General features: G+C 32.4%; 22 protein-coding genes. 13 read left to right on the top strand and 9 right to left on the bottom strand.

Features of this window, described 5'->3' with window-relative positions:
- Nucleotides 1-3 precede the first annotated feature (3 nt).
- The 3 genes from Q4487_RS10215 to Q4487_RS10225 all read right to left on the bottom strand — a co-directional run bounded on the left by Q4487_RS10215 (nt 4) and on the right by Q4487_RS10225 (nt 6,850).
- The gene (locus Q4487_RS10215) at nt 4-3,030 is read right to left on the bottom strand and encodes a TonB-dependent receptor (RefSeq protein ID WP_013620852.1); all 3,027 of its coding nucleotides are present in this window, start codon (nt 3,028-3,030) and stop codon (nt 4-6) included.
- A gap of 232 nt (nt 3,031-3,262) precedes the next feature.
- Nucleotides 3,263-6,028, bottom strand: coding sequence for a triple tyrosine motif-containing protein (locus Q4487_RS10220; protein WP_303542227.1), 2,766 nt, complete (start codon nt 6,026-6,028; stop codon nt 3,263-3,265).
- 66 nt (nt 6,029-6,094) lie between these two features.
- Nucleotides 6,095-6,850 carry a sulfite exporter TauE/SafE family protein gene (locus Q4487_RS10225; protein WP_013620850.1) on the bottom strand — a complete coding sequence of 252 codons (756 nt, stop codon included), beginning with the start codon at nt 6,848-6,850 and terminating at the stop codon, nt 6,095-6,097.
- A gap of 74 nt (nt 6,851-6,924) precedes the next feature.
- Here Q4487_RS10225 and Q4487_RS10230 point away from each other — a divergent pair, with 74 nt between their 5' ends.
- Entirely contained in the window at nt 6,925-8,736 is a 1,812-nt protein-coding gene (locus Q4487_RS10230) for a sodium:solute symporter family protein (protein WP_303542225.1), read from the top strand.
- Between the two features lie 68 nt (nt 8,737-8,804).
- On the opposite strand, the gene Q4487_RS10235 is transcribed toward Q4487_RS10230, so the two are convergent.
- On the bottom strand, nt 8,805-9,389 hold the full coding sequence (locus Q4487_RS10235) for a riboflavin synthase (RefSeq protein ID WP_303542223.1): 585 nt from the start codon (nt 9,387-9,389) through the stop codon (nt 8,805-8,807).
- Between the two features lie 55 nt (nt 9,390-9,444).
- On the opposite strand from Q4487_RS10235, the gene pdxA reads away from it, so the two are divergent.
- From pdxA to Q4487_RS10295, 12 genes are all read left to right on the top strand, one after another.
- Complete coding sequence (gene pdxA / locus Q4487_RS10240; RefSeq protein ID WP_303542221.1) at nt 9,445-10,497, top strand: 4-hydroxythreonine-4-phosphate dehydrogenase PdxA; 1,053 nt, start codon at nt 9,445-9,447, stop codon at nt 10,495-10,497.
- Nucleotides 10,498-10,663: 166 nt separating this feature from the next.
- Entirely contained in the window at nt 10,664-11,197 is a 534-nt protein-coding gene (locus tag Q4487_RS10245) for a DUF177 domain-containing protein (RefSeq protein ID WP_100894470.1), read from the top strand.
- A 9-nt stretch (nt 11,198-11,206) separates the two neighbouring features.
- Complete coding sequence (gene rpmF / locus Q4487_RS10250) at nt 11,207-11,404, top strand: 50S ribosomal protein L32 (RefSeq protein ID WP_100894471.1); 198 nt, start codon at nt 11,207-11,209, stop codon at nt 11,402-11,404.
- A gap of 174 nt (nt 11,405-11,578) precedes the next feature.
- On the top strand, nt 11,579-12,574 hold the full coding sequence (locus Q4487_RS10255; protein WP_100894472.1) for a beta-ketoacyl-ACP synthase III: 996 nt from the start codon (nt 11,579-11,581) through the stop codon (nt 12,572-12,574).
- 41 nt (nt 12,575-12,615) lie between these two features.
- Nucleotides 12,616-13,101: an acetyl-CoA carboxylase biotin carboxyl carrier protein gene (gene accB / locus Q4487_RS10260; RefSeq protein WP_100894473.1), complete on the top strand. Its 486-nt coding sequence runs from the start codon at nt 12,616-12,618 to the stop codon at nt 13,099-13,101.
- Nucleotides 13,102-13,167: 66 nt separating this feature from the next.
- A complete protein-coding gene (accC, locus tag Q4487_RS10265; protein WP_100894474.1) occupies nt 13,168-14,523 on the top strand; it encodes an acetyl-CoA carboxylase biotin carboxylase subunit in 1,356 nt (451 codons plus the stop codon).
- Between the two features lie 143 nt (nt 14,524-14,666).
- Nucleotides 14,667-15,431 (top strand): DUF2314 domain-containing protein, encoded by a 765-nt coding sequence (locus tag Q4487_RS10270; protein ID WP_303542216.1) that lies wholly within the window; start codon nt 14,667-14,669, stop codon nt 15,429-15,431.
- A gap of 97 nt (nt 15,432-15,528) precedes the next feature.
- Nucleotides 15,529-16,218, top strand: coding sequence for a hypothetical protein (locus Q4487_RS10275; protein WP_303542214.1), 690 nt, complete (start codon nt 15,529-15,531; stop codon nt 16,216-16,218).
- Nucleotides 16,219-16,222: 4 nt separating this feature from the next.
- Nucleotides 16,223-18,163: a hypothetical protein gene (locus Q4487_RS10280; protein ID WP_303542212.1), complete on the top strand. Its 1,941-nt coding sequence runs from the start codon at nt 16,223-16,225 to the stop codon at nt 18,161-18,163.
- A gap of 12 nt (nt 18,164-18,175) precedes the next feature.
- On the top strand, nt 18,176-19,573 hold the full coding sequence (locus Q4487_RS10285; protein ID WP_303542211.1) for a hypothetical protein: 1,398 nt from the start codon (nt 18,176-18,178) through the stop codon (nt 19,571-19,573).
- 45 nt (nt 19,574-19,618) lie between these two features.
- Nucleotides 19,619-20,737: an FAD-binding oxidoreductase gene (locus Q4487_RS10290; RefSeq protein ID WP_303542209.1), complete on the top strand. Its 1,119-nt coding sequence runs from the start codon at nt 19,619-19,621 to the stop codon at nt 20,735-20,737.
- Entirely contained in the window at nt 20,731-21,180 is a 450-nt protein-coding gene (locus Q4487_RS10295; protein ID WP_303542207.1) for a 3-oxoacyl-ACP synthase, read from the top strand. The genes Q4487_RS10290 and Q4487_RS10295 overlap by 7 nt, the downstream gene beginning before the upstream one ends.
- A 68-nt stretch (nt 21,181-21,248) precedes the next feature.
- On the opposite strand, the gene Q4487_RS10300 is transcribed toward Q4487_RS10295, so the two are convergent.
- The 5 genes from Q4487_RS10300 to pyk all read right to left on the bottom strand — a co-directional run bounded on the left by Q4487_RS10300 (nt 21,249) and on the right by pyk (nt 24,945).
- Nucleotides 21,249-21,635 (bottom strand): plastocyanin/azurin family copper-binding protein, encoded by a 387-nt coding sequence (locus Q4487_RS10300; protein ID WP_303542205.1) that lies wholly within the window; start codon nt 21,633-21,635, stop codon nt 21,249-21,251.
- A gap of 45 nt (nt 21,636-21,680) precedes the next feature.
- A complete protein-coding gene (locus Q4487_RS10305) occupies nt 21,681-22,214 on the bottom strand; it encodes a carboxymuconolactone decarboxylase family protein (RefSeq protein WP_303542203.1) in 534 nt (177 codons plus the stop codon).
- A 53-nt stretch (nt 22,215-22,267) separates the two neighbouring features.
- Nucleotides 22,268-22,429: a hypothetical protein gene (locus Q4487_RS10310; protein WP_157811084.1), complete on the bottom strand. Its 162-nt coding sequence runs from the start codon at nt 22,427-22,429 to the stop codon at nt 22,268-22,270.
- 98 nt (nt 22,430-22,527) lie between these two features.
- Nucleotides 22,528-23,370: an AraC family transcriptional regulator gene (locus Q4487_RS10315; protein WP_303542201.1), complete on the bottom strand. Its 843-nt coding sequence runs from the start codon at nt 23,368-23,370 to the stop codon at nt 22,528-22,530.
- A 126-nt stretch (nt 23,371-23,496) separates the two neighbouring features.
- Entirely contained in the window at nt 23,497-24,945 is a 1,449-nt protein-coding gene (gene pyk, locus Q4487_RS10320; protein WP_100894482.1) for a pyruvate kinase, read from the bottom strand.
- Between the last annotated feature and the right edge of the window lie 2 nt (nt 24,946-24,947).

Below are 24,947 nucleotides of genomic sequence, written 5' to 3' on the forward strand. Positions count from 1 at the left end.
GTCTTATATTTTAATGTTAACTCCCATTGTATAAACTGCAGGGATAGGATATGTTTGGTTATCTATACCATTAGCAACCTCAGGGTTAAACCCGTTATAACCAAATATGGTTAATGGTTTTTCTGCTGTTAGGTAAATACGGGTTTTAGGAATACCTTTTAATTCTCCATTTTTATTAATTGTGTACCCAAGTGTTATGTTCTGAATTCTAAAGTAGTCACCATCTTCTACGTAGTAATCGTTTAATTTTTGGTTCCATCCTTTACGTACTGCGGCTGCAGACGGGTATGAGTTTGTAGTACCCTCACCGTGCCAACGGTTAACAGCAAAATCTCTGTCCCAGTTAGTATCACTAGTAAAAATTACTTCTAGTCTTTTACGGTTAAGTATTTTGTTGCCACCTTGACCAGAAGCAGTAGCCGTAAAGTCAAAATTTTTGTAGTTAAACCCAAAGTTAAATCCGTATGAGTATGTTGGTAAGTAAGATCCTAAAACTACGCGGTCATCATCATCAATAGTAGTAGGATCTCCACCGTTTTCTTTGTATTTAAAATCGCCAGGGACTAAGTTATTAGCTACAGCAACAGGATCTGCAAGTATTTCTGCTTCATTTTGGTAAATGCCAACAACCTCGCGACCATAAAAAGCGTAAAGAGGTTCACCAACTATAGAACGTTGACGAAATTCTGCTGAGCCTGCATCTATATATTGTTGGCCATCTAAACTTAATACTTCATTTTTAAGTGTAGAAAAATTACCGCCAATGTTATAACTAAAATCATCTGATACTTTTTTACTCCAGTTTAATGACATTTCAAAACCAGAGTTTCTAATTTCTCCTACGTTTTGTCTGGTAGAACCAGGTATTAATGGTCTTTGTACAGGGATAACGGCGTCTTTTGTATCTCTAACATAATAATCTGCCTCTAAAGATAAATTGTTGGCTAAAAAACTAGCATTTATACCAATGTTAGTTTCCTCTGTAACCTCCCATTTTAAAGAAGTAAAATCACTACCTGTGTTTAAACCGCTAAACATAGTGTCTCCTAACGCAGTTGTAACTACAGAAGAAGTAATAGAACCGTTACTGCCAGCAACATTATCATTACCTAATTTACCCCAACTACCGCGTAGTTTAAGAAAATCAAAAACACCATTGTTTTGCATAAAAGGTTCTTCAGATACAACCCAACCAGCACCAACTGTAGGGAAATAACCCCATTTTTCTTGGTATTTGTTAGTTCCGTCTGCTCTAAATGTTCCGTAAAGTAGGTATTTACCATCATAATTATAAGATACTCTACCAAAGTAAGAGAATCCATATTCTCTTGCACCACCATCACCAACACTATTTTCTACAATAGTCTGTGCTTGGTCTAAATAATAAGCTTCTTCACCAGACAACGGAAAGTTTAATCCTGTTGCACTTAAAAACTGATAAGATTCATCTCTGAACGAAGTACCAGCTAAGACAGTTACATCATGATTACCAAAAGATTCTTTATAAGTTAAAGTATTATCCCATATCTGATTTGATATTGTTGTGTTACTCTTTGTTAATGAAGCATCTGGTCTTTGAAAACTATCGCCAATGTAGTAAGGTAAATTAACACTTCTGTACTCTAGAGTTTGGTAGTTGTGGTTGTATGCAGTTTTAAACTTAAGTTTAGTAGGTATTAAGTCTATTTCTGCATAAAAATTAGCAAGTATATTTCTAATTTTTGTTCTGTTTTCATTAAAATCTAAAAGGGGAAAAGGGTTTTGACCACCTCTATAGCCTAAATCTTGTGCATTAGCATAGTTTGTAGGGAAAACATCTGGGTCGTTAGCTAAAGCCTCATCATACACAGGTAAAATAGGTACAGCAAAATAAGCAGCACGCCAAGCAGAGTTATCACCATCATATCTAGTAGCGTTACTAATTACCGTGTTAGCACCAACTTTTAACCAGTCGTTTGCATTAAACTCTATTTTACTTCTTAAGTTAAAACGCTCATATTCATTTTTAGTGTCTAATATACCTTGTTGTCCAAAGTAATTAGCCCCTACAGAATAACTAACATCTTCACTACCACCAGTTACACCAATACTATGGTTTTGTATTAAAGCTGGTCTTATAATTTCATCATACCAATCTGTATTAACATTAGGTACATTTGGGTTAACTCTACTACGACCATAACGCTGCATAGCATTTAGAATATAGTCTGCATCTGGTGCAGAACCAGATTCTAACGCTAAGGTTGTAAATTGTTCTGCGTTAGCAACTTTTAAAACGTTTTGTGCTACCTGAAAACCAGAGTAGCCATCATATGTAATTTCTGCTTTTTTATTAAATGCTCCAGATTTTGTTTCTATTAGAACAACACCATTTGCAGCTCTAACACCATAAATTGCAGATGCAGAAGCATCTTTTAAGACAGAAATGGATGTTATGTCTGCTGTATTTAAAAAATCTATATTGTCAAAAAACATACCGTCTACAACATACAAAGGGGCAGAGGCACCTGTGTTGTAAGACCCTATACCCCTTACTCTAATAGTTGGTCCTTGCCCAGGAGAACCGCTACTTACTACTTGCATACCCGCAACCTTACCTTGCATAGCCTGCATTGCAGAGCCTGTTGGTACAGCTGCTAATTCCTCGGCTTTAACAGTGGTTATAGATGAGGTTAAATCCTTAGACTTCATTTCACCGTAACCAATTACAACAACTTCATCTAAAGACTCTGCATCTTCTTCTAAGGTTACATTAATTGTATTGGAATTATTTACAGCAATTTCTGATGTGATAAAACCAATGTAACTTATAACTAAAGTTCCGTTGTTTGGAACGCTGTTTAATTGGTAGTTACCATCAAAATCTGTTTGTGTTCCTGTTGTAGTACCCTTAATAATAATACTAGCACCTAATAAAGGTGTGCCATTATTGTCTACTACTTGTCCTTTAACCGTTATATTCTCTTGGGCGTAGGCAGACATCCCGAACAGAATAAAGCAGATTAATAATATTTGATTGAGTATTTTCATAATACATTAAAAATTGAGTTAGATTTTTACTAAATTAATAAAAGAGGCTGTTTGCTAAGGTTTTAGCAACTACATAAAAACTACATCAACACAAAAATTACGCTACACACCGCCAATAGTATGGTTTGCAGTAGTATTGTAACCTAGTTTTTTATACACTTTTAACACTTTGATGTAGTAATGATGTACTGCGTGTTATGTAATTGTTAAGCTGTTTATGACAGAAAAACCTTTATTTAAAGGTGATTAAGAAGTTAGATATGTTCTCTGAGCTATCTATATTTAATTTTTTTCGTAAACGGTAACGATGTATTTCTACACCCCTAACTGTAATAGCCATAAGGGGTGCAATTTCCTTAGTAGATAGGTTCATTTTAAGGTAAGCACATAGTTTTAAATCTTTAGGAGTAAGCTTTGGGTATTCTTTTAAAAGATTCTCAAAAAAGTCGCTATGCAATTCTTTAAAATTCATTTCAAATCGTTTCCAGTCTTCTTTGTTGTTAACAGAATTGTTTAACCTTTTCATAAAGGATTTATAACGTTGCTGATTAGGAAATTTATCTTTGTTTTGAGTTAATAGGTTTTTTAGGTCTAAAATAATTTCATTCTTTTTAGCAATATTTAATGTAGTATTAGCTAATTCTTTTTGTTTAAGCTTTACTTCTTTTGCTAATTTTTCTTTCTCTAAAAGCGCAATTTTTTCATCTTGCTCTTTTTGCATACGTTCTTTAAGCTTATTGTGTTTTAGGTTTAGTTTGTGTTTGTTATATTTTCTAATAAGAAGTATTGCAGCTATTATAAGTAAAAGGTAAATTAACAGTGCCGGGCCAGATAAATACCAAGGTGCTTTTATTGTAAAATTAATAACATTTGGTTCAGATTTTTTATTGTCAATACCTACACCATAAACCTCTAAAGTGTAACTACCGTAACTTAAATTTTGAAATGATATAAAACCATTATCTAATTTAGCAAATTGAGCATCTTTGCCATCTAAACTATAGTAATATTTTGAGTGCATAACGCCAGATGAAGCAATTTTAATACTAATATTACCAGCATCTTTAAAAGGCAATGTTATGTTTTTTGTATGTATTGGGTAACTGTTTTGTTTACCAGTAAAACTCACTAATTTAGGAGTTGGTAGCCTATTATTATCTTTTAACTGATTGTTTAACTTGTTAAAGTTTATTTGACTGTAACCATCTACAAGGGTAAAATAAAATGTAGAGTCGTTTACCTTAATAATATTTTCTGCCTCAGGTATTATACGTTTTTTTAAGCTTTGGTTTTCAATAATAATATTGTCTTCCTTAAAATTGGTATAAGTAATTTTTTTACTGTTTTCATTGTCAATAAACCAAAAATGATCATCATTATAATACAACAACTCATTATTTTTAAATGAGCTAAACTCCTCTAACGTTACAATTTTGTCTAAAATAGGATCGTATTTAAACCACTCTCCCTGACTGTAAAAAACAATTTGGTTTTTAATATTGTAGAGTTTTACATTGTATTTATTAGGGGCATTTTTTCCGTTATATTCTTTGGAGCTAATTACAGAGTCATAGGTGCTATTTAATTTTAGTTTGTAAAAACCTTTATATGGGTGAGCAACCCAAAGTGTGTTAGAGTCTTCAAAACACAATTTTTTTACTGGTAAATTAAAGCCTTTTAATCGTTCTACAGTCCATTGGTTAATATCAACTTTACTGTATTTTGCTATTCCGGTATAAGTACCCTGTAAAAAGGATGATTTGTCCTCAGGTATTTTCTCTATTTGATAGCCTCCAGAAATATTAGATACCTTAACCAAGCCATCTTTATTTAACTTAAATGTTCCTGTATTATGTCCACAAAAGAGCTCATTGTTTACAACTGCAATATCCCAAACGTGCCCCTGAGTGCCTTTTACAAAATGTAGCACATCATTATCTACATAATACAAACCAGTATTAGAGCCTAAGTATACTTTGTTGTTGTACAAAGCAATGTCATAAACAGTACCTAAAACACCAGTAAAATCTGTGTAATACGTAATTGGGTGGTCTAGTTGAATGTGGTCTATACCATTGTCTAACCCTAACCAAAGCTGATTTTTAAAAGCAACCATAGCTAAAATGGTGTTGTTTTGTAGTCCAACTTCGCGATTAATACTTTTATAGGTTTTTGTGTTATTGTTGTATAAAAAGAGTCCGTTTTTTATAGTGCCAAAAGCAATGCTGTGCTGATTTAACACCATAATTTTATTAAGCTGATGCTGTTTTAATGTGTCGTTAATAGTGCTACCCCAAACATTAATTTCATTATTTTTAATTAAGTAACAACCGTTTAATTTGGTGCCAATTAACAAACCTTCTTTAATAGAAACCATATCTACTACAGTTTTATTTACAAAAGAAATATTGTTTTTTAAGACAAGAGGTTCTAAGGTGTCACCTTCTAAATAAAACAAACCATCATCACCACCTGCAACAATAATTTGGTTGTTGTGTTTTGCAATATTGTTAACAATAATATCTGCTTTAACTACCGTTATTTTATTGTTTTTGTAAACATATACTTTAGAAAATGACCTAAAAACAATTGCATTGTTATGAGGTATAATTTGCCAAAACTCTTCACTAGTAAATACGTGGTTTTTTATAAGATGTGTTAATGATGTGTATTTTAAAACACCTAGGCTATCTTTTTTCCAAAATCCAAATTCTTCATATGAACCGGTGTAAATTTTATCATCTATAGCAGCAACAGATCGTATGGTGGTTTTACTAGGTAAGGCGTTAAGTTTCCATTCTTCTCCATTAAAATGTAAAAGACCAGCATTATTGGCAGAAAATAATTCGCCATCTTTATTAGTGGCTAATCCCCAATTTTTACTAGCAGCATTGTAATCAAATATTTTATAGTTGTGTATAGGTGGAAAAAGATTTTGTCCAACAATAACGTAGCAACTAATAAAGAAAAGTAAAATAAGCGAGGTTAAATTTTTCATAGGGGATATAGAAAACTTAATGATTTTATGTATGAATATAAGATTATTACAAGGAAAACCAATTAATTATCTAAGCAAGATTAGCAAAGCACCTATAGCTGTAAGAATTAGTATCATTTTTCTGAAAAATTTATCCTTAATGTACTTTACTAGAATGGTGCCAACAATAAAGCCTACAAAAATAGCAGGTAAAAGTTTTAGGTTTAAAAGAACAGATTCTTTTGTAATGGTATGCCACACAAAAATGTGAAAAGGGAGCTTAAAAATATTGGTAATTAAAAAAAGCCAAGCAGCTGTGCCTATAAACTGATTTTTAGGCAGGCGCATTGCTAAAAAGTAGATGTTAGAAAAAGAGCCAGCCAAATTACCAATCATTGTAGTAATACCAGCAAGTAAACCCATAGAGCCGGCAAATGCCCAATGTGTTGGTACATTTTTAGATTTTTTTTGATCCCACCAAAGCATCATCAAAACGGTAATTAATATAATACCACCCATACAGTATTTAAAAGAAGCTTCTGGTAAATCTTTACCAACAAATACACCTATTAAAATACCGCTAATCATCCAGGGTAAAAACTTTAAAATGTATTTCCACTGGGTATATTTCCTATAATAAATTACAGCAAAAATGTCGCCTACAACAAGCAATGGTACAAGTAAACCTGTAGATGCTTTAGAACCAAAAGCCAAAGCCATAAGTGTAACTACAATTATAGAAATGCCTTTTAAACCAGATTTAGAAACACCCATTACAAATACGGCTGTAAAAGCCAAAACCCATGCAGTTGTAGAAATGTTTGCTGTTATTAATAGACCCATAATTGGCGTTTAGCTAAAAAAGACAAAAGTATTGTAAAAAATAATATCTTTACTAATTAACCAACTACTAAAAAATGGAATTAAGTGCACTAGATTATACGCTAATCATTGTTTTTTTTACAATTGTTTTAGGTATTGGAGTTGTGGTTTCTAAAAAATCAGGAAAAAGCTCATCAGAATATTTTTTATCTGGAAGAACAATGCCTTGGTGGTTGCTAGGTCTTTCTATGGTTGCAACAACATTTTCTACAGACACACCTAATTTAGTTACAGATATTGTTAGAACAGATGGTGTTTCTGGTAACTGGGTTTGGTGGGCATTTTTAATTACAGGTATGCTAACTGTTTTTGTATACGCAAAGCTTTGGCGTAAATCTAATGTAAATACAGATTTAGAGTTTTATGAATTACGTTATGGTGGAAAACCAGCCAGTTTTTTAAGAAAATTTAGGTCTATATATTTAGGTGTTATTTTTAATGTAATTACAATGTCTGCTGTAACATTAGCAGCAATAAAAATTGGAGGTATAATGTTAGGTTTAGAGCCTTGGCAAACCGTAGTAAGTGCAGGTTTAATAACCGTTACGTTTAGTGCCCTAGGCGGGTTTAAAGGTGTGGTTTATACAGATTTTTTATTATTTTTTGTAGCAATGGGTGGCGCAATAGGCGCTGCTTACTATTTGGTTAATTTACCAGAAGTAGGCGGAGTAACAAGCTTACTAACACATGAAGATGTGAAAGGGAAATTATCTATTTTACCAGATTTTAGCAATACAAATGCTGTAATTACCTTATTAGTTATTCCTTTAGCTGTACAATGGTGGAGTTCTTGGTATCCAGGAGCAGAACCTGGTGGCGGTGGTTACATTGCACAACGTATGTTGGCTGCAAAAGATGAAAACCATGCTATTGGTGCAACTTTCTTTTTTAATATTATGCATTACGCATTACGCCCTTGGCCTTGGATTTTAGTTGCTTTAGCATCTATAGTTGTTTACCCAGATGTTGCTAGTATAGCAGAAGCTTTTCCTAATATAGCAGCAGATAAATTAGGACATGATTTGGCTTACCCTGCTATGCTAACAAAATTACCAAGCGGATTATTAGGCTTGGTGTTAGCGTCATTAATAGCTGCTTATATGAGTACAATTTCTACTCAGCTTAACTGGGGATCATCTTATATAGTATATGATTTTTACAAGCAACAAGTAAATCCTAATGCATCAGAAAAACAATTGGTAGCTGTTGGTAGACTTTCTACTGTTGTGTTAATGGTATTAAGTGCTTGTTTGGCCTTGTTAATGCAAAATGCTATGGAGGTTTTTGATATGTTATTGTTGTTTGGAGCCGGTACCGGACTAATTTTTATTTTACGTTGGTTTTGGTGGCGAATTAATGCCTGGACAGAGATTGCAGCAATGTTTGCATCAGGAGTCTTATCTATCTTACTAAAAGTTACTCCGCTAGGAAACTATCTTTTTGCAGTAAATACAGGAGTTTTTCCAGATTGGTTTCAAATACCATTTGTAGTATTAATAACAACCATAATTTGGGTAGCAGCTACGTTTATGACTAAGCCAGAGTCTAAAGAAGTCTTAAATAGTTTTTATAAAAAAATACAACCAGGAGGTCCAGGCTGGGAAAAGGTTGTAATAGATGCTAAAGCAGACAATATAGAAATTGTAAATCCAAATGAAAAATGGAGTGTACCATCTGGTATAGGAGCTATGGTGCTAGGTTGTGTCCTTATATATACCTGTATGTTTGCAACAGGGTATTGGATTTATGGCGAAACAACAAAAGGAATAATATTTACGGGTATTGCATTAGTGGCAGGTTTTTTATTAGTAAAAGCTTGGAATAAAATGAAAACAAATATTCTTTAATAAAAAAATAAGCCGTGTATATTTCTAAAAGAGATACACACGGCTTTAATATTAAAAAATATAAATTTTTATTTTGCAATTAGTTTAGCAACATACTTACCAATAACATCAAACTCAAGGTTTACAACTATACCTACTTTATAGGTATTAAAAACAGTGTTTTCAAAAGTATAAGGTATAATAGCTACGCTAAACGTGTTTTTTCCAGAATTAAATACAGTTAAACTTGTGCCGTCTATTGTAATAGAACCTTTTTCAATAGTTACATTGTTGTATTTATCATCATATTCAAAATTAAAAATCCAGCTACCATCTTGCTCTTCAATAGCAGTACAAACAGCAGTTTGGTCTACGTGCCCCTGCACAATGTGTCCGTCTAATCTTGTGCCCAATATCATAGCACGCTCTAAGTTTACAGTAGAATTTAATTCTAAAGCCCCAATACTTGTTTTTTGCAATGTTTCATCAATAGCAGTAACTGTGTAAGTATCATTTTCTATAGCAACAACAGTAAGGCAAACACCATTGTGAGCAACACTTTGATCTATTTTAAGCTCTGGTGTTAAAGTAGATTTTATAGTAATGTGTAGGTTGGTGTCTTCTTTACGTAATGCGGTTACTTTCCCTAAAGTTTCTATAATCCCAGTAAACATATCGTTTTAATTAAGTAGTTTTGCGGTGTAAATTTAGACATTATACAGTTGAATTATGCAAGAAGGCAAAAAAATTAAGGTAGGAATTTCTATAGGCGATTTAAACGGAATTGGCTGTGAAGTTGTTTTAAAGACTTTTGAAGACAACCGTATGTTAGATTTTTGCACTCCAGTTATTTTTGCATCAAACAAAACCATTTCTTTTCAGAAGAAAGAGTTAGGTTTAAATATAAACTACAATGGTATACCAGATGCAGACAAAACTATAGCAGGCAAAATTAATGTGGTTAATGTATGGAAAGAAGTTCCAAAAACTCAGTTTGGTGAAGCAACTAAAGAGAGTGGAGATTACGCACTAAAATCTTTGCAAGCAGCAACCAAAGCATTAAAAGAAGATAAGATTGATGTATTGGTTACTGCACCTATAAATAAAAATAATATTCAGTCTGAAGAATTTAATTTTCCAGGCCATACAGATTATCTAGCAAAAGAATTAGGTGGCAATAGCTTAATGTTTATGGTAACAAGCTCTTTAAAAGTAGGACTGTTAACAGACCATATAGCTGTTAAATATGTTGCAAGCGCAATAACAGCAAAGCTTATAAAAGAAAAAGTAGCTACAATAGAGCGTTCTTTAAAAGAAGATTTTGCAATACAAAAACCCAAAATAGCACTATTAGGTATAAATCCGCATAGCGGAGATAATGGTGTTATAGGAAAAGAGGATGATACTGTTTTAAAACCAACAATTACAGAATTAAAAAATCAGGGAAAAATGGTTTTTGGTCCCTATTCTGCAGATAGTTTTTTTGGGTCTGATGCTTACAGTAATTTTGATGCTATATTAGCAGCCTATCACGACCAAGGATTAATACCTTTTAAAACATTATCCTTTGGCAAAGGAGTAAATTATACAGCAGGTTTATCTAAAGTACGTACATCGCCAGATCACGGTACCGCATATGAAATTGCAGGTAAGGGAAAAGCAGACCATAGTTCTTTTAAAGAAGCAGTTTTTACGGCATTAAAAATCTTTAAAAACAGGGAGGAGTATAAAGAATTAACTCAGAATCCTCTAAAAAAACAACGTTTAAAGAGGAAAGAGTAAAATATTTTTTATAAATTTAAGTGAAATTAGCCCCTAAAATAGGGCAAAACAATAGCTAAACTATTAAGTAGTAATATATTTACGCATAATAGTTGGGTTTAATTAAAAAAATAATATCTTTGCACCCGCCTTTAAGGAGGCTGGTACTTATAAATATAGTGTTGTTATGATGAAGCTAAAGGAGTTTTCCATTCCTTTTTCTGGATTAAAGCAGGGAAAGCACAGTTTTGAGTATAAAATAGACAATAAGTTCTTTGAATCTTTTGAGTACAATGAGTTTAATGATGCCAATATAGATATAGAGGTAAAGTTAAATAAAATGAGTACAATGTTGGAGTTAGAGATGATTGCAGAAGGAACAGTAAATGTTTTCTGTGATATTTCTAGTGAACCTTATGACCAAGCTATAAGTTCTACGTTAGAATTGGTAGTAAAGTTTGGCGAAGAGTATAATGATGAGAATGAAGAAATACTGATAATTCCTCACGGAGAACATCAGGTTAATATTTCGCAATATTTATACGAAATGCTGGTATTGGCTATTCCGTCTAAAAGAATTCATCCGGGAGTACTGGATGGCACTTTAAGATCTAAAGCCGTAGATAAGTTAGAAGAGCTACAACCAAGAGAAGAAAAGGAAAATAAAGAAGATATTGATCCCAGATGGGACGCATTAAAAAAATTAATAACGGATAAATAAAGTTTCATAATGGCACATCCAAAGAGAAAAATTTCAAAAACCAGAAGAGACAAGAGAAGAACGCACTATAAAGCGGTAGCTCCAACACTTGCAAAAGATGCAACAACAGGAGAAATTCACTTGTTCCACAGAGCACACTGGCACGAAGGTAAATTATACTACCGTGGACAAATATTAATTGACAAAACAGAAGAAGCAGTAGCTTAATTCTATCTTTGTACAATATTCAAAACTCTCACCGTAAAAGTGAGGGTTTTTTTATTTTTCATCAATTTTTATCAAAAAATAAACAGTTTTGGTAAAAAGTCGTAAAAATTGACTAATTTTCCATGATTTTTAGACTTTTTTGAAACTTTTTGATTAAAAAAATCAAACTTATATATGGGTAAAGTATCAGCGGCAATAACTGCAGTAGGTAAGTATGTTCCTGACTATGTTTTAACTAACAAAGAACTGGAAACGATGGTAGATACAAATGATGAGTGGATTACCACTAGGACAGGTATCAAAGAAAGGCGAATTTTAAAAGGAGATGACAAGGGAACTTCTTTTATGGCAATTAAAGCAGCTGAAGATTTATTGCAAAAAAGAGGCATAGATCCAACAGAGATAGATTTAATTATTGTTGGTACTGCAACTCCAGATTTACAAGTAGCAGCTACGGCAGCTTTTGTAGCCTCAGAGATTGGCGCAACTAATGCTTTTGCTTTTGATTTAGAAGCGGCTTGTTCTAGTTTTTTATACGGTATGTCTACAGCTAGTAGTTATGTAGAATCTGGTAGGTATAAAAAAGTATTATTAATAGGGGCAGATAAAATGTCTTCTATTTTAGATTATACAGACAGAACTACCTGTATAATTTTTGGTGATGGCGCAGGTGCCGCACTTTTTGAGCCTAATGAAGAGGGCCTAGGTTTTCAAGATGAATACTTAAGGTCTGATGGTATTGGGCGTAATTTCTTAAAAATTGATGCAGGTGGATCTTTATTACCAGCATCTGAGGAAACTGTAAAAAATAAACAACATTACGTTTTTCAAGACGGTAAATCTGTTTTTAAATATGCTGTATCTAATATGGCAGACGTTTCAGCAAAAATTATGGAGCGTAATAGTTTAGAAGAAAAAGATGTAGATTGGTTGGTACCACACCAAGCAAACAAACGCATTATAGATGCTACAGCTAACAGAATGGGTGTAGATTCTTCTAAAGTAATGATGAACATTCAGAAATACGGAAACACAACTTCTGCTACATTGCCATTATTATTAGCAGACTACGAAGATCAACTAAAAAAAGGAGACAACTTAGTATTTGCTGCATTTGGTGGTGGCTTTACTTGGGGTTCTATTTTCTTAAAATGGGCCTATAACTCTTAATCAAAAAATAAAAACTTACAACTAAACAAAATCTAATTTTTATGGATATTAAAGAAATTCAGAGTTTAATTAAGTTCGTTGCTAAATCTGGCGCTAGCGAAGTTAAATTAGAAATGGAAGACATTAAAATTACCATTAGAACAGGAGCATTAAACTCTGGTGGAGAGACAACTATTTTGCAACAAATACCAATGGGGCAACCTCAAATGGCTCCTGCCGCTGCTGCACCAGCACCAGCTGCTGCGCCTGAAGCTGCACCTGCAAAAGAAGAAAGTAATGACGATAAATACATTACTATAAAGTCGCCAATTATTGGTACTTTTTACAGAAAACCATCTCCAGACAAACCTGTGTTTGTAGAAGTTGGTGATACTATAGGTCAAGGAGATGTTCTTTGTGTTATTGAAGCAATGAAACTTTTTAATGATATAGAATCTGAAGTTTCTGGTAAAATTGTAAAAGTATTGGTAGATGATTCTTCTCCAGTAGAATTTGACCAACCTTTATTTTTAGTAGATCCATCATAAGAAATTTTAGACGCTAAATACTTTTAGTTTTTTAGAATTTAGAATTAAAATTTAAAATTTCATAAGATGTTTAAAAAAATACTTATTGCAAATAGGGGAGAGATAGCCTTACGTATTATTAGGACCTGTAAAGAAATGGGAATTAAAACGGTAGCGGTATACTCTAAGGCAGACGAAGAGAGTTTGCATGTTAGGTTTGCAGACGAGGCTGTATGTATTGGCCCTGCTCCTAGTAATGAATCTTATTTAAAAATACCAAATATTATTGCAGCAGCAGAAATTACAAATGCAGATGCAATACATCCAGGTTATGGTTTTTTATCAGAAAACTCTAAGTTTTCTAAAATATGTGCAGAGCATGATATTAAATTTATAGGCGCATCTGGCGAGCATATAGACCGTATGGGAGATAAGGCTAGTGCTAGAGAGACTATGAAAAAAGCTGGAGTACCAACTATTCCTGGTTCTGACGGTTTACTTAAAGATGTTGCTGAAGCTAAAAAAGTTGCTAAAAAAATGGGATATCCTGTTATGATTAAAGCAACTGCTGGTGGTGGTGGTAAAGGTATGCGTGCTGTTTGGTCTGAAGATAAAATGGAAGCTCTTTATGAAAGTGCTGTACAAGAAGCAACTGCCGCTTTTGGTAATGGTGCTATGTACATGGAAAAACTTATTGAAGAACCAAGACATATAGAGATACAAGTTGTTGGTGACCAATATGGTAAAGCCTGTCACTTATCAGAAAGAGATTGTTCTATACAAAGACGTCACCAAAAATTAACAGAAGAAACTCCTTCTCCGTTCATGACAGATAAGCTGCGTGATGATATGGGAGCTGCAGCAGTTAAGGCGGCAGAATATATTAAGTATGAAGGAGCCGGTACTATTGAATTTTTAGTAGATAAGCACCGTAACTTTTACTTTATGGAGATGAATACCAGAATACAGGTAGAGCATCCTATAACAGAACAAGTAGTAGATTACGATTTAATACGTGAGCAAATTTTAGTTGCTGGTGGTGTGCCAATTTCTGGTAAAAATTACTACCCTAAATTACACTCTATAGAATGTAGAATTAATGCAGAGGATCCTAGAAATGATTTTAGACCTTCTCCAGGAAAAATTACTACATTACATACGCCAGGCGGACATGGAGTACGTTTAGATACTAACGTATATAGCGGTTACACAATTCCTCCTTATTATGATTCTATGGTTGCTAAGTTAATTACAACTGCGCAAACTAGAGAAGAGGCAATTAATAAAATGAAACGTGCTTTAGATGAATTTGTAATTGAAGGTGTAAAAACTACAATTCCTTTTCATAGGCAATTAATGGATCATCCAGATTATTTGGCAGGTAATTATACCACGGCCTTTATGGAGAGTTTTGTTATGGAACCTAGTAAAGATGATGAATAAATTAAAAACTCCGATATAGTATCGGAGTTTTTTTTTGGCAATAACTAGCCTTCAGGTTTTCACGGTTTACAGGGTGTTAGCTACTTGTTTATGACTATACCTTTGTAGTGTTAAAAAAATGAACTCAACAGAAATTAAAATATATGAGCAATTCAGAAAATAAGCAAGAAGTGTTTTTTGCAAAAGAGGATGATAAAATGTCATTAGCATTTAAAAGAGCGCAAGAGACTTTTAAATATTTTTGGAGAGAGTTGTATTGGGAGCACAGGCGTGTTATTCCTGGTCATGATTTAGCTATTGTGAAGTTTCCTTTTGAGCAAATGTTTGATGGGGAAGAAGAGCCAACTGTAGAGCATATGTGGGTTCGTGATATAAATTTTGATGGTGAAATAGTTACAGGTGTTTTGGCTAATAACCCAATGCAATTAACAAATGTTACAGAAGGTGAAACTGTTAGTTGTAATGTAAATAAAATAAGCGATTGGATGCTTGCTATGTCTAGTGAAACCTACGGAGGCTTTACAATACACGTATTAAGATCTGGTATGAGCCAAGAAGCTAGGCAACAACATGATAATGCTTGGGGTTTAAATTTTGGAGATTTTAATGCTATTTTATTAGTTCACGGTCAAAAAGAAAACCCAGAAAACCTTATAGAGCACCCAATGTGTGTAAACACAGCAGACCAGTTTTTAGAATTCTTTAAAGAAAATCCAGAAGAACTTACTATTAAAGATGAAGCTGGCTATACGGTTTTACACAGGCAAGTAATTGCAGGTAATAAAACTACTGTAAATATATTATTAGAGTTGGGGGCAGATAAAAACGTAACAACAAATAATGGTTTAACAGCACTTGATTATGCTAAAAAATTAAACTGGGAATATATTATTCCAATACTGGCGTAACAATATTAGGTACTAGTAGTCTAACTAATAAAATCAGTTTCAATTACAATTTTAACATTAAAACATAGTTTACTATTATAATTTAATGCCAATTCATATGCTTAAAAAACTATTTACGTACGTTCCTTTATTTATTTGCTTACTATTATGCACAAGTTGCTTTGAAATTTTAGAAGAAATTAGTTTTAATAAAGACGGTAGCGGACGTATAACCGTTACAGCTAACCTAAGCAAGAGTAAGTCTAAGTTGGCTTCTGTTATGCTTTTAGACAGCGTTAACGGTTATAAGGTGCCATCTAAAAAGGATATTGACTTAGCTATGAAAAATGCTGTGGATCATCTTAAAAAAACACAAGGCATATCTAATATAGAAAAAACAGCAGATTATGATAATTATATATTTTCTATAGCTTGTGACTTTACATCTGTAGAGAGCGTTAATTCAATTTTTAAAGAAATGATTAACAATCAAAATAGAAGAGAAAAAACAAGTTTTAGTACCACTAATTTTTCATATAATGATGAAAATCATCAATTTAAAAGACATTTTAAATATGATGGTAGTATAAAAAAGAAATTTAATTCGCTTAAATCCGAAGATAAAAAAGTTTTTAATGATGCTAGTTACACAACAATATATAGGTTTAATTCATCTGTAAAAAGTGTTTCTAATTCAGGAGCTAAAATTGCTCCAAATAAAAAGGCAGTATTTATGCGTGTGCCTGCATTGCCTTTAATAACAGGCCAACAAACTTTAGAAAATACCATACAATTAATCAACAATTAAAAGAATGAAAAAATTATTATTAAGCCTAACTATTTGTTGTGCTGCATATACAACGCAAGCACAAGATTTAATACAAAATATACCTGCCAACTCTAGTGCAGTTGTTACTATAAAAGGAAGTAATGTTACAGATTTGTTTTCTATTAAGGAGTTTGAGAACTCTAAAATAGGTCAAGAAATGGTAAAAGAACTAGCCAGAGAATCAGACGGTGACTTAACAAGTCTTAATGATTTAGGTATAGATTTTAATGCAAGCGCATACTATTTTTTACAAGCAGAAAAAGGTGTTTTTTCTAATTACTTTGCTATTCCGTTACGTTCTAAAAGTGGGTTTGATAACTTAATTAAAAAGAACAATAGTAGTACCGAAAAGATAAAAACTGACGGTGATATTACTTATATGCAAGATAATTATGATGGCATTACTGTAGCTTGGAATGATAGAATGCTTGTTGTTGTTATTTCTGAAGATGCAAACGAAGATAACGACTACTATAATTATAGTGATGCAGTAGAAGTTGAAGAAGCAGTAGAATCTGCTGTAGACGTTGCAGAAGATGCTGTTGAGGAGGTTGAAATTGAAGTTTCAGAAGTAGAAGAAACTGAAGAAATCATTGAGGTTGTTGAAGTAGAAATTGAAGATGTTGAAGAAACAGTAATTGAATCTACCGAAGATGCAACATACTCTAATGATGATTACTATAAAAAAAGACAAGAACGTTACAAAAGAGAACGACAAGAAAGAGAAGCAAGAAGAATAGCTAAAACTCAAAAAGCAAAAGTGCGTAATTTACAAAAAGCAAAAGCTTTTATAAATGGCGACCACTCATCCAATAATATTTTGCGTAACAAGAGTTATGTTGCTAGTTTAGGAAAGCAAAACTTTGAGGCACACGCTTGGGCAGGCGATTTCATAAATCTTTACCAAGAGTTAGTATTAACACAGGGTTTTAGTAATGCTTTTGGTATGTATAATGTAGAGGAGTTGTATAGAAACTCTTCTATGTCTTCTACCTTAGATTTTACTAACACTAGTGCTGTTTTAAACATAGATTATACTATGAGTGATGCTATGGCAAAACACGCCAAAGCTATGTACAATGGTAAAATGAATAAAGATTTTTACAAGTATTTTAACCAAGATAAGATGCTGGGCTATATGTCTGTTAATGCAAGTACAGAAGGTATACTTACAGAGTATCCAAAGCTTATGAAATCTATGTTTGCTAATTCTTATGATAAAGAAGTTGCAACCTTGGCGCCATTAGGAGCAGACTTATTATCTATTTTTTTAGATGAAGAAGCTGTTGGTGAATTGGTTAGAGGAGATATGTTATTTGTAGTTAATGATATTGCTAAAAAGCAAGTAACATATACAACATATGATTATGATGAAAACTACAATAGAATTCCAATAGAGAAAACTAAAGAAGAAACGGTACCAGATTTTATTTTTATGGCCACTTCTAACGGAGAAAGTATTTTTAACAAGCTTATGAATATTGCTGTTAAAGAAAACGAAATGACGGTAGATAACGGTATTTATAAGTTTAACACACCAAGAAGTGTACCTGTAAATGTATACGCAATGCACGCTAAAGGAGTGTTGTTTTTTGCAACGTCTAAAGACCATTTGTTAGCTATTAGAAATGGCAGTTTTAAAGGTAGTGTAAGTGGTGAGCACAAGAAAAATATTAGTAAAAATACTTCTGCGGCATATGTTAACGGTAAAAATATAATTTCTCAAATACCAGTTAATGAGTTGCCAAGAGAGTTTAAAAGAAAAATAAACTTTTTAACTAGTAATACAGAAGATCTTTTAATTACAACAGGTAAATTAAAGGGGAATAAATCTAGTACTAAAGTTGTTTTAAATACTCCAGAAGAAGGACATAAAAATGGCTTAGCATACTTTATTAATTTTATAGATGCATTTATAGATTAAGTTTTAAGCAATATGCGTTTAAAAAGAATAATAAAAATAGTAGTCCCAATAATTATACTTGCAGGTATAGTTTATTGGGGCTATAAGTTTGTAAACAACACATCATCTTTATTAGGTGTTGTGCATAAAAATGCAGATGCTGTTGTTAAAATAGATTTGCACGGTATAAAAGAAACTATAGTTTTAGACGCGCTATCTTCACCTAAGTTTTATTATGATAACATATCATTTTCAAGTAGTAAAAAAGAGAAAGATTCTACCTTAGAAAAAGGCATTAATCTAAAACCATATACTGTAGTTTTATATACACTTAAAAATGTAGAAAACACTGTTTTTTCTACATTTCCAATAGATAATTTTACAGGTTTTACTGCATATATAAAAGAGTATGTAAAAAATAAAAAAGGAAAAATACTTGAAGCAGAAGGTTATAAATACGCAGTTTTAGAAAAATCTAAAGTTTGTATAGCTTGGAACTCTAAAAACCTTGCTGTTGCGGCTGCACCAGATAAAATAGATCTTACAAAGGTTTCTGTTGTTTTTACAGATGTTTTGGTAGGAGAAAAGTTGATTGTAGATAAAAATAATAGTCTAATTCAGAAATTAAAAAGTACTAAAGATCACATTGTATACGTAAAAGGAACAAGTGTAATTGGTTTAAATTTTGAAGACGGAAAATTAGCTGTAGCCGGACAATTAGAAGTTGATGAGTCCTCAGTTTTTTCAAAAGAAATTACAATAAATAGTGTGCGCAATGCATCTTTGCAAATGTATTTAGATTATAATTTTGCTAATGAGAATCACAAGAGAGACTTTATATCAGCCTTTAAAAATAGCTCTTTTTTACAAAAAAGTAATTTACAAATAGATAGTATTGTAAAATACAGTAATGGGTTTTTTAGTTTGGCTGTAAGTGGTAAAACTAAACAGCAAGACACTATTATTACTTATGATTATGATGATAATTTTAATAAGGTAGAAAAGAAAACTGTACAAGAAAAAGAGGCGCCAAAAATGTATGTAAATTTAGGTGTAAATAAAAACGGCTTGTCAACTTATTTAAAAACACAAGGAGCTATAGAGCAAGGCGTATTTACTGCGTTGCCAATATATAACTTTTATGTGTCATCAACAGACAAAGTAAGTTTGTTTGCAACGGCTAAAAACAATCCCAAAACAGAGGTTTTTAAAAGCGCTAACTTTTTAGATATCACTGCAGATTTCTCTAAGTTAAATAACGATATAAGCTTTCCTAAGTCTAACTTATTATTTGGACTTTTAAATAAGCTAGATGTTAAAGCTAATGTGGTTAAGAACGGAGTTGTTGGTGTAGAGGGTACATTATCAGCAAAAAAAGAAGATATAAATATTATAACCCAAATCTTTTTTGGGTTAGAAAATGCCAAATAACACTTTTGCATTCACTTACTTAGTTTTAGTTCTTATTTTAGTAAAATGAATTTTAGCTACTGGGAACATAAAACGTGGTTGTCTGCAATAGATTTTACTATTGTAGGCAGTGGTATTGTGGGATTAAATTGTGCATTGTACTTAAAAGAGCGTTTTCCTAAAGCCAAAATTTTAATTTTAGAAAAGGGAATGTTGCCGCAGGGAGCTAGTACTAAAAATGCTGGTTTTGCTTGTTTTGGTAGCATATCAGAAATAGTATCAGATTTAGACTCGCATACAGAAGAAGAAGTTGTGGAGCTTGTACAAAAAAGATTAGATGGTATAAACTTATTACGATCAAATTTAGGAGACAAAGCTATTGGGTATAAAAATTATGGAGGTCATGAGCTATTTTTAGAGTCTAACTCTACATTGTATCAACATTGTTTAAGTAAATTAAGTGGTGTAAACACGTTATTAAATTCTGTTTTTAAAGGTGATGCATTTGTGTCTACGCAAAATAAATTCAACTTTAATAAAATACAAAAAAACTACATTACACATATTTTTGAAGCCCAAATAGACACTGGTAAAATGATGCAGAGTTTGTTGGCAAAAGTCATTCAAAAAGGTATTTTAATTTTAAATAACACAAGTGTAAAAGCATTTACTACAACGGCTAATGGTGTAGCGGTAGAAACAAATAATTTTACTTTACAGACTAAAAAGTTAGTGGTTGCAACCAATGGTTTTGCTGCAGAATTACTACAGGAAAAGGTTAAGCCGGCTAGGGCGCAAGTTTTGGTAACATCACCTATACCTAATTTACATATTAAAGGTACTTTTCATTTAGACAAAGGATATTATTATTTTAGAAATATTGATGATAGAATTTTATTTGGAGGAGGACGAAATTTAGACTTTAAAGCAGAAGAAACATCGGTCTTTGGTGAAACAAAAATAGTGCAACAAAAGCTTGAAGAGATATTAAGAGAAACAATTTTACCTAACACACCTTTTAAAATAGATAAAAAATGGAGTGGTATAATGGGTGTTGGGAGCCAAAAAAATCCAATAATAAAAGAAGTTGAACCTAACGTGTATTGCGGTGTGCGTTTAGGCGGGATGGGAATTGCTATTGGCAGCTTAGTGGGTAAAGAATTAGCAGATAAAGTAGTATGGTAAATAAAGAAGAGCTTTTAAAGTTTTGCGCAAGTTTTATAAACAATAGAGTTTCTAGAATACAAAAAAATATTGCAGGTGTGCAGGAGTCGTTAACATCAGAAACAAAAAGTAGTGCAGGTGATAAACACGAAACTGGAAGAGCAATGTTACAATTAGAGCGCGAAAAACTTGGTGCGCAATTATTAGAGGCAGAAAAAATGCAACAGTTATTATCTAAGGTAACAGCAACTAAAAATGCAACAGTAATTGGCTTAGGGAGTTTGGTGTATACAGAAAAAAACAATTATTTTTTATCAATTTCTGCAGGTGAATATGCTCATAGTAGCAAAAAGGTGTATTGCATATCTGCAAATACACCAATAGGTAAATTGCTGTTAGGTAAAAGTGCAGGTGATAGTTTTGTTTTTAACGGATCTACAATACAAATAACAGAGGTTATTTAAAACAAAAAATCCTTGAGTAGCTTACAATAGCTAGTCAAGGATTTTATCACACAAAAAAAGATTAAACTTTATTTTACTGTAATTGTGTTGTCTGTTGCTGTTGGGTTTAACGGGCAAAAATATACGTATTCCCCTTTTTCTAAAACAGTAGCGTTAGACTTTTCTGTTTTACCGTTTGCAACTGCTTTTGTAACGTATGCAGTTTTAATGTGGTTTTCTGGTTTGCTAACATCTTGTCCTTTTTTTACAAGTACAAAACCTACATCATGACCAACGTTATTGTTTGCAATCTCAAAAACATAAGTGCCAGGCGCTACAGTTAAATTTTTCTGTGTAAACTCTCCTTTAGTTTGTTCTAAAGAAATTATTTTACTCATTTTATCTTGAGCGTTACTTGTAAATACAATACCTACTAATAAGGCTACTAATGCAATTGCGTTTTTAAAATTTTTCATCTTGTTTTTGTTTTTATTATTTGTAATTGTGTTTAAGTTTATTTGTTATAAAGCTTTTGCTACAGGAAAATCTACAGGAACATTTGTTGTGCTGTGTATGTAGTTAGATATGGTTTTATCGCCAACTAATACAATAGTATCTATTAGGTTTTCTTTAGTGTAACCTGCGTTTAAAAAGTTGTCTACAATTGTAGCATCTGTAGCGCCTCTTTTTTCGGTAACGTTTTTAGCTAAAGCAGCCAATGCGCTTAATTTTGAGTCAAAAGAAGCTTTTCCTGCTCTTAATTCTAGTATTTCTTCATCAGAAAAACCATTCATTTTACCTATTGCAGTGTGTGCAGATAAACAGTAAATACAATTATTAACTTCGCTTACTGCTAAGTTTACTGCTTCTTTTTCTTTGGCAGATAAAGATGTTTTTGCTCCACTTAAATTAAGGTAGTTTTCTAATGCGTTGTTAGAGTATGCGTATGTTGCATATAAGTTAGGTACAAAACCTACTTTTTTCTCTAATGAATCAAAAATTACTTGATTTTTTTCGCTTACTTCTGCTCTTGTGGGTACGTTAAATTTGCTCATAATTATTTTGTTTAATGTCATTTATTTTAAAATACAGTTAGTATTAATGTTTGTTATTGAAAATGTTGGATAAAAGGTTTTTCTGCATCACAGTAGAAATCGTGATGGTACTTTTTTTCACAATGATCTGTAGCTAATACAGTCTGTTGTTTACTTTTTTTATCTGACCTAAATATTTCAATTAGGTTAAAAATAGATGTATGTATTAAGTTCATAATTGCGTTGTTTTATAATTACAATGCAAAGATGCAATCTATTAAGAGCTATTTGTTAATAGCAATTTCCCGACGGCTTGTAGAAATTTCCCGACAGCCTATTTTTTGTGTATTTCTCGGTATTGGGTAGGAGAGTAGTTGGTCATTTTTTTGAAAAATGAACTGAAATGTGCAGGATCGTTAAAACCTAAGTCATAAGCAATTTCTTGGTTTTGTTTGTCTGTAAAATTCATAAGTCGTTTTGCTTCTAAAGCAATTCTGCTTAATATTATTTGTTGTGGTGAATTTTGATTGTAAAGTGCAAAAATATTAGAAAGGGTTTTTGGACTTTTAAAAAGCAGGTCTGCATAGTCACTTACTTTACGTTTGGTTTTAAAATGCTCATCAACCAAAACATTAAACCTACGTACAAGATCTATTTGCTCATTGTTTAACTTTTTTAGAGTAAGTTGTTCTTTGGCTAAACGCGTACATATAATTATAAGCCTTTTTAAGAGCATTTGTAGCATATCTCCTTGTATTTTGTCAGATGTGCTAAACTCATCTATAAAAATCTCATAGAGCGTGCTAAATTTACGTTCTTGGTCTTGTGGTATGGTTACTATTGGTAACTCTTGTGTTCCAAAAAATAAAATACCATTGCATGATACCTCACTGTCATGATCTCTAATACAGTAAAAAGGCCTGTTAAACATAAAAGCGGTTAAAGGTTTTTCTGTTTTTTGATAAGATACATAGTGTAAATAGGTGGTTGTAATTAGTTGATTGGGTTGTAGCTCTATAATTGTGTTATCTATTTCTAAAGTAACAGGGGTGCTATTTTGGTTCCATAAAATGCTTATGGTGTCTTTATTGGTGTTAAAGTAAGTTAGATTTTTTTTGATATCATCTGTCATTCCAAAAACAGAATCTACTTTTGTATCGGTGTATTTAAATTTCATAAAGACAGGTATTAATAAGGTAAATTAATAGTCTTTTAAATTAATACTAACTTACATTTGGGGTGGTTATAAACAAAAAAATCCTGAGCGATAACTCAGGATTTATATATAAACTTAAATGGTTGTTTATTTTTTAATGTTACAAGATTCTATTTCTGTAACACGAAGTGTATTTACCATACCTTTGTTTGCAATTGGCATTGCAGCAAGGCTAATAAGCATATCACCAACTTCTAAAAATCCTTTTTGGCAAGCAATAGCATTTACATCATCTATAGTTTCGTCAGTAGTAACATACTTGTCATAATAAAAAGCCTTAACACCCCATAAAAGGTTTAATTGTGTTAAGATTCTTTTATTAGATGTAAAAACTAAAATATGCGCACTTGGTCTCCAAGCAGAAATTTGAAAAGCAGTATAGCCACTATTTGTTAATGTAGATATTGCTTTTGCCTTAATTTCGTTAGCCATAATAGCTGCGTGGTAACATACAGATTTAGTAATGTATCTACTAGTTTTAACATGAGGTGGGTTATGTGGTACCGATATAAGATCAGATCCTTCTACGCTCATTAAAATGCTAGACATTTTTTCTATTACTTGTACAGGGTAATTACCAACAGAAGTTTCACCTGAAAGCATTACAGCATCTGCACCATCCATTACAGAATTGGCAACATCATTAACCTCTGCACGTGTTGGTGTAAGGCTAGTAATCATTGTTTCCATCATCTGTGTAGCAATAATTACTGGAATACGAGCTTTTTTAGCTGTAAGTACCAATTGTTTTTGAATTAATGGTACTTCATGTGCAGGAACTTCTACTCCTAAATCTCCACGGGCAACCATTAAGCCGTCACAGTAAGCAACAATTTTATCTATATTTTCTACAGCTTCAGGTTTTTCAATCTTAGCTATAATAGGAATTTTATGATCTGTGTGTTTCTTAATTAAAGCTTGTAAGTCAATTAAATCTTGACTAAAACGTACAAAAGAAAGTGCTATCCAATCTACATCTTGAGAAATTGCAAAAATTGCATCTTTAATATCTTTTTCTGTAAGTGCGGGTAATGAGATATTGGTATTAGGTAAGTTTACTCCTTTTTTAGATTTTAAAGGTCCACCTTGTACAACCTCTGCTTTAACTTCATCTTTCTTGTTTGTAGAAAGTACTTTAAACATAAGTTTACCGTCATCTAAAAGTACTAATTCTCCTGGTTTAACATCTTTAGGAAAAGATGCGTAATTCATATATACTTTTTCTGCAGTACCTTCAAAAGGCTTACCTGTTATAAAAGATATTTTATCGCCAGGAGCAACAACAACTTCGCCAGCCATAACCCCAACTCTAAGTTTAGGACCTTGTAAATCTGCTAAAATAGAAGTGTTAGAGCCTAGCTCATCACTTAATTCACGTATCATTTTAACACGCTCTGTAACATCTGAATAATCTGCGTGAGAAAAGTTAATTCTGAAGACATTTACTCCAGCATTAATCATATCTCTTAAAACTTCTTTTTTGCTTGTAGCAGGCCCAAGGGTTGCTACTATTTTTGTTTTTTTGTTAGTTGGCATTG

Source organism: Cellulophaga sp. 3_MG-2023, assembly GCF_030546975.1.
Taxonomy (GTDB): Bacteria; Bacteroidota; Bacteroidia; order Flavobacteriales; family Flavobacteriaceae; genus Cellulophaga.